10 protein-coding genes are annotated in these 12,576 nt (G+C 69.7%); 7 read left to right on the top strand and 3 right to left on the bottom strand.

Annotation, left to right across the window (positions count from 1 at the left end; genetic code table 11):
- Positions 1–145: 145 nt before the first annotated feature.
- Positions 146–2,023 (bottom strand): ABC-F family ATP-binding cassette domain-containing protein, encoded by a 1,878-nt coding sequence (locus V5F67_RS05960; RefSeq protein WP_394021985.1) that lies wholly within the window; start codon positions 2,021–2,023, stop codon positions 146–148.
- A 56-nt stretch (positions 2,024–2,079) separates the two neighbouring features.
- The gene (gene cpdR / locus V5F67_RS05955) at positions 2,080–2,442 is read right to left on the bottom strand and encodes a cell cycle two-component system response regulator CpdR (protein WP_394021986.1); all 363 of its coding nucleotides are present in this window, start codon (positions 2,440–2,442) and stop codon (positions 2,080–2,082) included.
- A gap of 256 nt (positions 2,443–2,698) precedes the next feature.
- Here cpdR and V5F67_RS05950 point away from each other — a divergent pair, with 256 nt between their 5' ends.
- Positions 2,699–3,586, top strand: coding sequence for an N-formylglutamate amidohydrolase (locus V5F67_RS05950; RefSeq protein WP_394021987.1), 888 nt, complete (start codon positions 2,699–2,701; stop codon positions 3,584–3,586).
- A 1,679-nt stretch (positions 3,587–5,265) separates the two neighbouring features.
- Positions 5,266–6,048: a histidinol-phosphatase gene (gene hisN, locus V5F67_RS05945; protein WP_394021988.1), complete on the top strand. Its 783-nt coding sequence runs from the start codon at positions 5,266–5,268 to the stop codon at positions 6,046–6,048.
- A 21-nt stretch (positions 6,049–6,069) separates the two neighbouring features.
- On the opposite strand, the gene V5F67_RS05940 is transcribed toward hisN, so the two are convergent.
- A complete protein-coding gene (locus tag V5F67_RS05940; protein WP_394021989.1) occupies positions 6,070–7,011 on the bottom strand; it encodes an alpha/beta fold hydrolase in 942 nt (313 codons plus the stop codon).
- A 285-nt stretch (positions 7,012–7,296) separates the two neighbouring features.
- Between V5F67_RS05940 and rpmI the strand changes: the two genes are divergently transcribed.
- The 5 genes from rpmI to pheT all read left to right on the top strand — a co-directional run bounded on the left by rpmI (position 7,297) and on the right by pheT (position 12,408).
- Positions 7,297–7,497: a 50S ribosomal protein L35 gene (rpmI, locus tag V5F67_RS05935; protein WP_169123990.1), complete on the top strand. Its 201-nt coding sequence runs from the start codon at positions 7,297–7,299 to the stop codon at positions 7,495–7,497.
- 30 nt (positions 7,498–7,527) lie between these two features.
- Complete coding sequence (gene rplT, locus V5F67_RS05930) at positions 7,528–7,890, top strand: 50S ribosomal protein L20 (protein WP_121622522.1); 363 nt, start codon at positions 7,528–7,530, stop codon at positions 7,888–7,890.
- 313 nt (positions 7,891–8,203) lie between these two features.
- The gene (pheS, locus tag V5F67_RS05925; protein ID WP_394021990.1) at positions 8,204–9,313 is read left to right on the top strand and encodes a phenylalanine--tRNA ligase subunit alpha; all 1,110 of its coding nucleotides are present in this window, start codon (positions 8,204–8,206) and stop codon (positions 9,311–9,313) included.
- Between the two features lie 6 nt (positions 9,314–9,319).
- The gene (locus V5F67_RS05920; RefSeq protein ID WP_509210656.1) at positions 9,320–9,997 is read left to right on the top strand and encodes a DUF559 domain-containing protein; all 678 of its coding nucleotides are present in this window, start codon (positions 9,320–9,322) and stop codon (positions 9,995–9,997) included.
- A complete protein-coding gene (pheT, locus tag V5F67_RS05915; RefSeq protein ID WP_394021992.1) occupies positions 9,994–12,408 on the top strand; it encodes a phenylalanine--tRNA ligase subunit beta in 2,415 nt (804 codons plus the stop codon). Before V5F67_RS05920 ends, pheT begins: the two co-directional genes overlap by 4 nt.
- The last annotated feature ends 168 nt before the right edge of the window (positions 12,409–12,576 follow it).

Here is a 12,576-nt window from a genome sequence, read left to right as displayed (position 1 = left end):
GGCGGGAGGGGCGTGCGCCGGGCGAACACACTCCCCTGCCTGCTCACTCTCCGGCAACACGTCAACCGCGGAAATGGAGCGCGGCGCCCCTCCCCCTTGTGGGGAGGGGTGGCCCGTCACGAGCCGCCCGCGAGGGGGGCGCCCCCTACCCGCCCGCTTCCTCCAGCTCGGCGCTGGCGGCGAGCCAGTCTTCCTCGGCGCGGCCGAGCGCTGCCACCATCTCCTCGCGCGCCTTGGCGAAGCGGGCGGCGTCGAAGGGCTTCCTGGCATGCAGGCCCGGCTCGGAGAGCTTGAGGTCGATCTCGGCGATCTCCTTCTCCAGCTTCTCCACCTGGCCTTCCAGCTCGCGGATGCGCTTCTTGATCGGACCGGTGGCGACGCGCCGCTTCGGCCCGCCTTCCGCCTGGCGCGCCTCGGCGCGGTCCCTGCGGCCGTCGCCGGTCATGCGGTCGCCGTCGGATTTCGAGAGCACCTCGCGGCGATACTGGTCGAGATCGCCGTCATAGGGCTTCACGGTGCCGCCGGAGACGCGCCACAGCCGCTCGGCGCAGGCCTCCAGCAGATGCCGGTCGTGGGAGATCAGGATCACCGCGCCGGGAAAGTCGTTCAGCGCCTCGATGAGGGCCGAGCGGGCCTCGATGTCGAGATGGTTCGTCGGCTCGTCGAGGATCAGCAGATGCGGGCCGTTGAAGCAGGCGAGGCCGAGCAGCAGGCGCGCCTTCTCGCCGCCCGACAGCGCCGCGACCTTGGTGTCGGCGGCGCTGCCGGAAAAGCCCATCTCGGCGGCGCGCCCGCGCACCCGCGATTCGGGCGCATCCTTCATCAGCCGGCGCACGTGCTGGGCCGGGCTCTCGTCGGCGTGCAGCTCGTCGAGCTGGTGCTGGGCGAGATAGGCCACCTCCAGCTTGTCGGCGCGCACCACGTTGCCGCTGTCCGCCTTCAGGCGGTCGGCGATGAGCTTGGCGAAGGTGGACTTGCCGTTGCCGTTCGGCCCGAGCAGGGCGATGCGGTCGTCCTCGTCGATGCGCAAATCGAGGTCGCGCAGCACCGGCTTGCCGGGCACGTAGCCCACCGCCACGTGATCCAGCACCACGATCGGCGGGGACAGCAGGCGCTCGGGATGGCGGATGGAGATCGAAGCCGCCTCGTCGGACACCTCGGCCGAGAGCGGCTCCATCTTGGCCAGCGCCTTGAGGCGCGACTGGGCCTGCTTGGCCTTGGTCGCCTTGGCGCGGAAGCGGGCGACGAAGGATTCCATGTGCGCGCGCTTGGCTTCCTGCTTCTTGCGCGCCTTCTGGTCGAGCAGGAGGCGCTCGCGCCGCTGGCGGTCGAAGCCGGTGAAGCCGCCCTTGTAGAGGGTGAGCTTCTGGTTCGCGAGGTGGAGGATGTGGTCCACCGAGGTATCGAGCAGGTCGCGGTCGTGGCTGATGAGGATGACCGTGCGCGGATAGTGCGCGAGGTAGTCCTGGAGCCAGAGCGTGCCTTCGAGGTCGAGATAGTTGGTGGGCTCGTCGAGCAGCAGCAGGTCCGGCTCGGTGAACAGGAGCGCGGCGAGCGCGACGCGCATGCGCCAGCCGCCGGAGAATTCCGCGCAGGGCCGCGATTGCGCGCTCTCGTCGAAGCCGAGGCCGGCGAGGATGGTGGCGGCGCGCGCCGGGGCGGAATGGGCATCGATGTCGATGAGGCGGGTCTCGATCTCCGCCATGCGGGTGCCGTCGGTCGAGCTCTCGCGCTCGGCCATCAGCGCCGCGCGCTCGGTGTCGGCGGCGAGCACCCGCTCCAGCAGGCTGTCGGGACCGGCGGGCGCTTCCTGGGCGACGCGGCCGATGCGGGTGCGGCTCGGCAGGCGGATGGAGCCGCTCTCCAGCTCCAGCTCGCCCACCAGCGCCTTGAACAGCGTGGTCTTGCCCGAGCCGTTGCGGCCGACGACGCCCACGCGCGCGCCCTCGGGGATGGCCACCGAGGCGTGGTCGATGAGCAGGCGCCCGGCGAGGCGCAGCGAGATTTCGTCGAGAACGATCATGGGCGCGCCTTTTCGCAGGTGCGCCCGGCCTCCGCAAGGCGGGACGGTGACGCGGCTCAGGCGGCGTCGAGCACCTTGCCCACCTCGGCGACCAGGTCGCGCAGGTGGAACGGCTTGGAAAGCACCTTGGCCTCCGACGGCGCGTCCACGTCCGCGTTCAGCGCCACGGCGGCGAAACCGGTGATGAACATCACCTTGAGGTCGGGATCGAGCTCGGTGGCGCGGCGCGCCAGCTCGATGCCGTCCATCTCCGGCATGACGATGTCGGTGAGCAGAAGCTCGAACGGCTCCTCGCGCATGCGCTCGTAGGCAGACTTGCCGTTGTCGTAGGAGGCCACGGAATAGCCGGCGTTCTGCAGCGCCTTGACCAGAAAGCGGCGCATGTCGTTGTCGTCTTCCGCGAGCAGGATCTTGGCCACGCCCCGTCCCCTCAAATCATTGAACCCAGCCGCCCCGGCCCGGGCGGGGGCGCATGGGCCTTCATCGCGCCAACGGGTAAATTCGAGGTGAAAGCGGCGCCGCGCCAGCTGTCCCCGCCGCGCCGGCTGAACCGGCAACGCTCGCGATGCGCCGGGCCTGACCCTGCGGGAAGCAATATGGCATCTGACCTTTCCAGCCGCGCGGCGCACCGTTAAGGTCTTCTTTCCCAAACATCGAAGGAGCCGCCGGCGCTCGATGACTGCCTGCCTCGCCGACACCATCGATCCTGCCTTCGAGATCCTGGCTCCCGACGAGGCCGGAACGCCGCTCGTCTTCAACTCCCCCCACTCGGGGCGCATCTATCCGCGCGCCTTCGTCGAGCAGGCCAAGCTCGACTTCCAGACCCTGCGGCGCTCCGAGGACAGCTTCGTGGACGAGCTGTTCCTGCCCGCGGTGGTGGCGGGGGCGCCGCTGATGCGGGCGCTGTTCCCGCGCGCCTTCCTGGACCTCAACCGCGAGCCCTACGAGCTCGACCCGCGCATGTTCGAGGGCCGGCTGCCGCCGTTCGCCAACACGCGCTCGATCCGCGTCTCCGGCGGCCTCGGCACCATCGCCCGCGTGGTGGGCGACGCGCAGGAGATCTATCCGCGCCGGCTTTCGGTGGCCGAGGCGCTGGAGCGCATCGAGGCCTTCTACAAGCCCTATCACCAGGCGCTGCGCCGGCTGGTGGCGCGCACCCAGCGGCGGTTCGGCGTCGCGGTGCTGGTGGACTGCCACTCCATGCCCTCGGTCTCCACCCGCGACGACGCCGCGCGGGCCGACTTCGTCATCGGCGACCGCTACGGCACCAGTTGCGCCGAGGCGGTGACCGACGCGCTGGAGCGCGAGCTTTCGGCGCTCGGCTACCGGGTGGTGCGCAACAAGCCCTATGCGGGCGGCTACATCACCGAGCACTACGGCAACCCCTCAGCCGGCCTGCACGCGGTGCAGATCGAGATCAATCGCGGCCTCTACATGGAGGAGGCGGTCTACGAGCGGGGCTCCGGCTTCGCGGCGCTGCGCGGCGACATCGGGGCGCTGGTTCCGCGGCTGATGGCGGCCGTCGCCGATGCGCTGGAGCCGCCCCGCGCCGCCGCCGAATGAGGCTGTCGGAAATTCGTCAAAAAGGTGCCTTGCGTTTTTCGAATGGCAGATATACGAATTTGCCGTGGACCGACGAGGGTAGCTGCTTGCCCCGTGAATGCCGGCAAATGACCGGGTCTCCGCGCCAGGGGAGACGTCCAGAAGGACAGGGCCATCCGCTTCCGTGAAGGCCGTCGTGCGACAACCGCTCCTTGGAGCGGCGAACGGTGTCCTTTGCGTCGGGGGAGGTCCCGCAGGAGAGAGCAGCCTTCGCGCGCGCAGGCTGAACAACAGGCAGAAGCTGAAGAACGGCTCAAGTCTAGGGATTGAACGCAAGGCCGGCAACTCAAGGCCGGACAAACGCAAGGCCGGACGTCGCGACGGGCGGGCCTGTAGTGCGCAGGAGCGCAGGAGCGGATCGGCGAAACCCGCTCGATCAGAAGCGGAACGATCCAGGATCGCAGGGAGCTGGCCGGAGAGCCAGAGTTGCCGGCCCAAAAAGAAAGGGGCCGTCCGCGAGAGCGAACGGCCCAAGTCTAGGGAGGAAACGCCCAAGGAGGGCAGCGACACAGCGACGCCAATCGCCATGTCGCAGTGCAGCAATAGCCCATTGCGCCGCCAGAAAGCAAGTGCTTGGTTGTCGCACGGTAGCGATTTTTTCTAATCACCTGATTTAATGAGAAGAATTTCCGCGCCCTCGGGCAGCGGAAACGGTGCCGTACGGCTCTCGGCGACGGTTTGTGTCCAAATCTGGGCGTGCACCGCGGGATGCCAGCCCGCGCGGGCGACTCGCCCCGACCGGCGGCCCAGATCGTCTGCGCGACCCCCTCCCGACGAAGCCGCCCCGATAAAGGGCCGCCCCGATAAAGGGCCGCCCCGATAAAGGCCCCCTTACGACGCCCCCCCCCTCGACGCAGCCGCCCCGCTGCTCGGCCCCCTCCTCCGTGCCGAAGCTTGGCCAGCGCCCGGACGGGCTGCCGGCCCGTCCATGGCGGCGCGCGCGAGGCGAGGAAGGCGTGCCGCGATGCCAGGGGCCCTGAGCATGCAGGGTGTCGGCGTGGCGGGACGGGACGTAGCGGGATTGCGCGAGGTCCGGCGGGATTTGGGAAGGATTTCGGCGGGATTTCGCGGGGGTCCGGCAGCATCGTCCGGGCTTCCAGGAGCGCCGTCCGCCGCCCGTCCGGAACCGCCGCGCTGGCCCGGAAAAGACCCGGAAAAGAAAGGGGCCGCTCACGAAACCGGAGCGGCCCAAGTCTAGGGAGGAAACGCCCAAGGAGGGCAGCGGCACTGCAACAAGCAATGCCGCGCTGCACTAATATGCGGACTTCCCCCTTTCGTCGCAAGATCACCCGGCGGTGATTGTTTAGGCAGCCTTTCGCGGATATAAATCGTTTTTAGTCAACAGCTTGATGGATTGTGCCCGCGCCGCAGGCGGCGGCCGGCCCCTGCCCTGCCCGCGTTTGAGCCAGCCCGGGCGCCGGCGGCGCGGAAGCGCCACGCGGTCAGCGCCGCCCCTTGCAAACGCTGGACATTCGTCTTTAGTCGTAGCGGCCGCCCGCATCCCTCCCGCAGGTGCGAAGCCGGAACCGCCGGAGGCCGCAGCCGGCCGCTATTCCCCTTGGCTTCGGCCCCCTCTCGCGCTTACTTGCCCCGCCGGCACGCCCGGCGCATCGCGCAATCCGACGACGAGGTGGACCTTCATGACGGCCGTGGCATTCGACTCCTTCGTCCACCAGCTGGCCACCGCGTCGGGAGAGGCGATCCTGCCCTTCTTCCGCACCGCGCTCAGCATCGAGGACAAGAGCCGCGGCCGCGCCTTCGATCCGGTCACCGAGGCCGACCGCGCCGCCGAGCAGGTGATGCGCAGGCTCATCACCTCCACCTTCCCGGACCACGGCATCATCGGCGAGGAGTTCGACAACCTGAACCCCGACGCGCCCTATGTCTGGGCGCTCGATCCCATCGACGGCACCAAGTCGTTCATCGCCGGCCTGCCTGCCTGGGGCACGCTCATCGGCCTCCTGAAGGACGGGGCGGCGGTCTACGGCATGATGCACCAGCCCTTCATCGGCGAGCGCTTCTTCGGCGACGGCAAGGGCGCGCGCTATACCGGCCCGGCGGGCGCGCGCGCCCTGTTCACGCGCGATTGCGAGCGCCTCGAGGACGCGGTGCTTTACACCACCAGCCCGCGCCTCATGGACGACGACGACCGCGCCGCCTTCGAGACCGTTGAGGCAAAGGTGCGCCTCTCGCGCTACGGCGGCGACTGCTATGCCTATTGCATGGTGGCGGCGGGCCTGATCGACCTCGTGATCGAGACCAACCTCCAGGACCACGACGTCATCGCCCTGGTGCCCATCATCGAGGGCGCAGGCGGCGTCGTGACCAATTGGGAGGGCGGCTCGCCGGTGGCCGGCGGGCGCGTGGTCGCGGCCGGCAGCCCGAAGGCCCACGCGGCGGCATTGAAGGCGCTCGGCGCCTGACGCCGGCGGCCCGGCGCCCGCTCAGAGCGGCGTGCCGGGGATGAAGGCGTCGAAGGCGGCCCAGAACTGGGCGCGGAACAGGTCCCGCTCCATCAGGATCTCGTGCCGGCTGGCCGGCACCACCACGTGGGCGCCGGCGATCAGCCGCGCCGAGAGCTTCTCGATGGCATCGTTGGAGACCAGCCGGTCCGCCCCGGCCGCCACCATCAGCAGCGGCTGGCGGATGCCGAGCACGGTCTCGGGATGGGCGAGCCGGCCCATGCTCTCATAGGCCGCGGCGAGCCAGCCGATGGTGGGCGCTCCAAGGCCCAGCTCCGGGTGCGCGCGCACGATCTCGGCGGCGCGGGAGTAGCGCACGGGATCGGAGGTGAGGATGTTGCCCTGGAACGGCATCTCCGTGATCGCGGCGGAGCCGCCGCCCGGCACGTAGGCGCGCGAGAAGCCGACCAGCGACAGGCCGCGCACCAGAGGCCGGGTGAGGCCCTCCATGGGCACCACCTCCAGCCCCAGCATCGGCGCGCACAGCACCATGCGGTCGAACCAGCGCCGCCCGGCCACCACGGCTTCCAAAAGGATGGTGCCGGCCATGGAATGGCCGAGCGCGAAGTGCGGCGCCGGACAGTCCGGCAGCAGCACCTGCTTGGCGAACGCGTCGAGGTCGGCGAGATAGTCGGAGAAGCGCCGCACATGGCCCTTGCGCGGATTCGAGGCGAGGCGCTGCGAGCCGCCCTGCCCGCGCCAGTCGAGCACCGCCACCGCGAAGCCCCGCGCCTGGAGGTCGCGCACCACCTCGAAATACTTCTCGATGAACTCGGTGCGCCCGGTCAGCACCGCCACCGTGCCGCGCAGCGTGTCCCGGGGCGGGAACCGCGCGAACCTGAGGCGCACGCCGTCGGCGGTGGTGATCTCGCCCGTGACGGCGCCGTCCGGGACGGGGTTGCTCGGCGTGGGATAAAGGGTCATGAGGGCTCGACGGCGTGCAGGGCAGGAGCGGGCGCGCGCCCGGCCCCACCGTTACATAAGGAGGGCCGCGCCGACAACGCGGCCGTTCCGGGGCGCCGGGATCGCGGGCGAAGACCCGCGGAGCCGGCCAAGGCCTTGCCTTTCGGCCCCGGCTCCTGTAACGACTGCCGCCTTCGAGCGGGCCGGCCAATAGGGCTGCCGCGCCCGCTCATACCGCTCAACAGCAACAAGAGGCTGGGGGTCGGCGCCGCAAGGCGGCCAATGACCCGTGCCACGGAGAGCCAAATGCCCAAGATGAAGACCAAGTCGGGAGCGAAGAAACGCTTCCGCCTCACGGGTACGGGAAAAGTGATCGCCGGCCAGGCGGGCAAGCGCCACGGCATGATCAAGCGGACCAACAACCAGATCCGCAACCAGCGCGGCACGACCATCCTCGCCGAGTGCGACGGGCGGATCATTCGCAAGTCGTTCCTGCCGAACGGCTGACGCCGCACCGCGATCTGAAGGAGCTTTTCCATGGCCCGCGTGAAACGTGGCGTTACCTCCCACGCCAAGCACAAGAAGGTCTTCAAAGCCGCCAAGGGCTTTTACGGCCGCCGCAAGAACACCATCCGCGCCGCGAAGTCCGCCGTCGAGCGGTCGATGCAGTATGCCTACCGCGACCGCAAGGTGAAGAAGCGGAACTTCCGCGCCCTCTGGATCCAGCGCATCAACGCCGGCGTGCGCGCGCTCGATCTCGACCTGACCTATTCGCGATTTATCGACGGTCTCGGCAAGGCCGGGATCGAGGTCGACCGCAAGGTGCTCTCGGATATCGCCATCCACGAGCCCGACGCGTTCAAGGCCCTGGTGGAGAAGGCCAAGGCAGCGCTCGCCTGAGCGCTGCGCAGGTGCCGAATGCAGCTCTCGCCTGAGCGCTGCGACGGCGAAAGGCCGCGCTCGCCCGAGGGCGGCTCCTTCCCTCCCGTCTTTTCCGAGACCCCATCAGCCCCGACGGCTTGCCGTGCGGGGCTTTTGCCTTTCGGCGACCCGCGTCTATAAGCGGCGCCGAAACACCACCTGCCGTCATGGCCAGGCTTGACCCGGCCATCCACGCGATCCGGGCGCCGCGCGAGCGGTCCGGCGTGGATCCTCGGGTCAAGCCCGAGGATGACGGCTTCTCCCAGCCGGCTGGAATCCGAAGGCTTCGACCATGTCCGACCTCGTCCTGACCGACCACCCCGCCCTCGACGCCTTGGAGCGCGAGATCGCCACCGCCATCCTCGCGAGCGCCGACGAGGCCGCCCTGGAGCAGGTGCGCATCTCCGCGCTCGGCAAGAAGGGCTCCGTCTCCGAGCTACTGAAGTCGCTCGGCGCCATGAGCCCGGACGAGCGCAAGGTGATGGGCCCCGCCATCAACGGCCTGCGCGACCGCGTCCAGGGCCTCATGGCCGCGCGCCGCGAGACGCTGAAGGCCGCGGCGCTGGAGGCCCGCCTCGCCACAGAGAAGGTGGACGTGACGCTCCCCGTGCGCGAGAGCCCGGCGGAGATCGGCCGCGTGCATCCCATCTCCCAGGTGATGGAGGAATTGACCGCCATCTTCGCCGACATGGGATTCTCGGTGGCGGAAGGACCGGACATCGAGGACGACTTCCACAACTTCACGGCGCTGAACTTCCCGGCCGGCCATCCGGCGCGCGAGATGCACGACACCTTCTTCCTGCCGCCCGGTCCGGACGGCGAGCGCAAGGTGCTGCGCACCCACACCTCGCCGGTGCAGGTGCGCACCATGCAGACGAAGCAGCCGCCGATCCGCGTCATCTGCCCCGGCCGCACCTATCGCTGCGATTCGGACCAGACCCACACGCCCATGTTCCACCAGGTGGAAGGGCTGGTGATCGACAAGTCGGCGCACCTCGGCCACCTGAAGTGGATCCTCCAGGAGTTCTGCAAGGCCTTCTTCGAGGTGGAGGGGGTGAAGATGCGCTTCCGCCCGTCCTTCTTCCCCTTCACCGAGCCGTCGATGGAAGTGGACATCCAGTGCGACCGCTCGCGTCCCGGCGAGATCCGCTTCGGCGAGGGCAATGACTGGCTGGAGATCCTCGGTTGCGGGATGGTGCACCCCAACGTGCTGAGGAACTGCGGCATCGACCCGGACGAGTACCAGGGCTTCGCCTGGGGCATGGGGATCGACCGCATCGCCATGCTGAAATACGGCATGAGCGACCTGCGCGCCTTCTTCGAGGCCGACGTGCGCTGGCTCTCCCACTACGGCTTCCGCCCGCTGGATTTCCCGACGCTGGCCGGCGGACTGAGCGCGTAAGTGAAGATGCACCCGGCCGTGCCCCCTCCCCGGCCCTCCCCCGCAAGCGGGAGAGGGAGCCAGGATGGCGCGAGCGGGCAAAGCCCTCTCCCGCTTGCGGGGGAAGGTTGGGAGGGGGAATGGAGCCTTGGAGCAGGGCGCAGGACCATGACCGAAGAGCGCGACGATCCGGCTCCCTCATGGCGCGTTTCCCGTGGCCAACGCGTACGTGCGCGCGCTTTGCGTGGCAACCAGACGGATGCCGAGCAGGCTTTGTGGCGCGCCCTTCGCGGTCATCGCCTCGCGGGCCTGAGCTTTCGCCGCCAGCATCCAATCGGCCCCTTCGTGGTGGATTTTGCCTGTGCGGCCGCCCGTCTCGTCGTCGAAGTGGATGGCGGCCAGCATTTTGATGCCCGAGGGCAGGAAAGAGATGCCCGGCGCGACGCGTTTCTCGCTCACCGCGGCTTTGAGGTGCTGCGCTTCTCCAATCTCGACGTGCTGAACAATCCGAGTGGCGTGCTCGAAACCATAAGCGCCGCCGCGGTCTCCCGCCGGCCCCCTCCCCGGCCCTCCCCCGCAAGCGGGACAGGGAGCCAGGATGGCGCGAGCGGGCAAAGCCCTCTCCCGCTTGCGGGGGAGGGTTGGGAGGGGGAAAGCCCCAGGAAGATTGAGCCGGCGGATCAGGAAAAGGACCAAGACCGATGAAATTCACCTATTCCTGGCTCAAGGATCACCTTCAGCCCACCGCCAGCTTCGAGACAATCGTCGAGCGCCTGTCCCTCATCGGCCTGGAGGTCGAGGGGGTGGAGGACAAGGCGAAGCTGCTCGCCCCCTTCGTGGTGGGCGAGGTGCTCACGGCCGAGAAGCACCCCAACGCCGACAAGCTGAGGGTCTGCACCGTCTCCATCGGCAAGGGCGACCCCATCCAGGTGGTGTGCGGCGCCCCCAACGCGCGCGCCGGCCTCAAGACCGTGTTCGCCGCGCCCGGCACCGTCATCCCTGCCACCGGCACCGAGCTGAAGATCGGCAAGATCCGCGACGTGGAGAGCCGGGGCATGCTGTGCTCGGCGCGCGAGATGGGGCTGTCCGAGGAGCATGAGGGCATCATCGAGCTGCCCGCCGACGCGCCCGTGGGCGCGCCGTTCGCGGAGGTTCTCGGCCTCAACGACCCGGTGGTCGAGATCGCCGTCACCCCCAACCGCGCCGACTGCCTCGGCGTCTCCGGCGTCGCCCGCGACCTCGCCGCCGCCGGCCTCGGCGAGCTGATGGCGCCGCGCGTGAAGCCGGTGGAAGGCGCCTTCCCCGCCCCGCTGAAGGTGACGCTGGCGTTCGGCGACACGCCGTCGCTCTGCCCCGCCTTCGCGCTCCGGGTGGTGAGGGGCGTGAAGAACGGCCCCTCGCCGCAGTGGCTCCAGGACCGCCTGCGCGCCATCGGCCTGCGCCCCATCAACGCGCTGGTGGACGTGACGAACTTCATGACCTTCGACCGCAACCGCCCGCTGCACGTCTTCGACTTGAAGAAGGTCACGGGCGACCTCGTGGTGCGCCGAGCGACGGCGGGCGAGACGCTGCTGGCGCTCGACGGCAAGACCTACACGCTCGACGAGAGCATGTGCGTGATCGCCGACGGCAAGGGTGTCGAGAGCCTCGCCGGCATCATGGGCGGGGAGGAATCGGGCTGCGACGCGGCGACCGTCGACGTGGTGATCGAGAGCGCGCTCTGGGAGCCCATCAACATCGCCCAGACCGGGCGCAGGCTCGGCATCAATTCGGACGCGCGCTTCCACTTCGAGCGCGGCATCGACCCCGAATTCACCCTGCCGGGGCTGGACCTTGCCACGCACCTCATCCTTGAGATGTGCGGCGGCGAGGCGTCCGAGGTGGTGCTCGCCGGCGCGATCCCGGACACGACGCGCACCATCGCCTTCCCGCTCTCCGAGGTGAAGCGCCTGTCCGGGCTCGATGCCTCCGAGGCGGAGATCCGCGACGTGCTGGGCAAGCTCGGCTTCGCCGTCTCCGGCTCAGCGCCGGTGCTCGACGTGGTGCCGCCCTCCTGGCGCGGCGACATCGAAGGCAAGGCGGACCTGGTGGAGGAGGTGGTGCGCATCCTCGGCCTCGAGCGCGTGCCGTCGACCGAGTTCCCGCGCGACGCCGACGCACGCAAGCCCGTTCTCACGACGCTCCAGCTGCGCACCCGCAAGGCGCGGCGCGCGCTGGCCGCGCGCGGCCTCGTGGAGGCGGTGACCTGGTCGTTCGTCTCCAAGGCGGAAGCCGAGGCGTTCGGCGGCGGCAAGCCGGAGCTGGCGCTCTCCAACCCCATCGCCGCCGACCTCTCCGACATGCGCCCGAGCCTGCTGCCGGGCCTGATCCGCGCCGCCCAGGCGAACGCGGACCGGGGCTTCGCCGACGTGGCGCTGTTCGAGGTGGGCCAGGTGTTCCTCGGCGACGGCGCGGGCGACCAGCGCCAGTCCGCCTCCGGCATCCGCCGCGCCACCGCCAAGCCCGACGGCGCCGGCCGCTTCTGGGACGGAGCGGCGGGCCCGGTGGATGTGTTCGACGCCAAGGCCGACGCGGTCGCCGCCCTTGCCGCCTGCGGCGCGCCGGTGGCGAACCTCCAGGTCACGGCGGACGCGCCGGCCTGGTACCATCCCGGCCGCTCGGGCACGCTGCGCCTCGGCTCCAACGCTTTTGCCCATTTCGGCGAGGTGCACCCGGCGGTGCTGGAGGCGCTCGACGTCTCCGGGCCGCTGGTGGCGTTCGAGATCACGCTCGACAAGATCCCCGAGCCCAAGGCCAAGGCGACGCGGGTGAAGCCCCCGCTGGAGCTCTCCGCCTTCCAGCCGGTCAAGCGCGACTTCGCCTTCCTGGTGGGCCGCGAGGTGGCCGCCGCCGACATCCTCAAGGCCGCCCAGGGAGTGGACCGCAAGCTCGTGACCGGGGTGGGCGTGTTCGACCTCTACGAGGGCAAGGGCATCGACCCGGACAAGAAGTCGGTCGCCGTCGAGGTCACGCTCCAGCCGCGCGAGCGCACGCTCACCGACGAGGAGATCGAGGCCGTGGCGGGCAGGATCGTCGCCGAGGTGGCGAAGAAGACCGGGGCGGTGCTGCGCGCCTGAACCGGGCGGGGGCTTTCCGGCGCGGCGATCCCCTCACTCCCGCCTCTCCCACAGGGAGAGGGAGCCCCGCCGTGCCCCGGAGCCGGCTCCCGCCTTGCGGAACGCCGCGCCCTCGAAGGCGCCCGGGAGGCTTGCCTCCTGACTTCTGATGATTTATGAAAATCGTCA

Source organism: Xanthobacter pseudotagetidis (assembly GCF_043194795.2).
Classification (GTDB): Bacteria; Pseudomonadota; Alphaproteobacteria; order Rhizobiales; family Xanthobacteraceae; genus Xanthobacter; species Xanthobacter tagetidis_A.
Note: the sequence above shows the minus strand (reverse complement) of the source record. Positions and strands in the feature narration are given on the sequence as shown.

What these genes read in the sequence shown, in the direction of transcription:
- hisN (WP_394021988.1), top strand. Translation starts at nt 5,266, where the DNA reads ATGACGGCCGTGGCATTCGACTCCTTCGTCCACCAGCTGGCCACCGCG.
- V5F67_RS05950 (WP_394021987.1), top strand. Translation starts at nt 2,699, where the DNA reads ATGACTGCCTGCCTCGCCGACACCATCGATCCTGCCTTCGAGATCCTG.
- rplT (WP_121622522.1), top strand. Translation starts at nt 7,528, where the DNA reads ATGGCCCGCGTGAAACGTGGCGTTACCTCCCACGCCAAGCACAAGAAG.
- rpmI (WP_169123990.1), top strand. Translation starts at nt 7,297, where the DNA reads ATGCCCAAGATGAAGACCAAGTCGGGAGCGAAGAAACGCTTCCGCCTC.
- pheT (WP_394021992.1), top strand. Translation starts at nt 9,994, where the DNA reads ATGAAATTCACCTATTCCTGGCTCAAGGATCACCTTCAGCCCACCGCC.
- V5F67_RS05940 (WP_394021989.1), bottom strand. Translation starts at nt 7,011, where the DNA reads ATGACCCTTTATCCCACGCCGAGCAACCCCGTCCCGGACGGCGCCGTC.
- V5F67_RS05920 (WP_509210656.1), top strand. Translation starts at nt 9,320, where the DNA reads ATGCACCCGGCCGTGCCCCCTCCCCGGCCCTCCCCCGCAAGCGGGAGA.
- V5F67_RS05960 (WP_394021985.1), bottom strand. Translation starts at nt 2,023, where the DNA reads ATGATCGTTCTCGACGAAATCTCGCTGCGCCTCGCCGGGCGCCTGCTC.
- pheS (WP_394021990.1), top strand. Translation starts at nt 8,204, where the DNA reads ATGTCCGACCTCGTCCTGACCGACCACCCCGCCCTCGACGCCTTGGAG.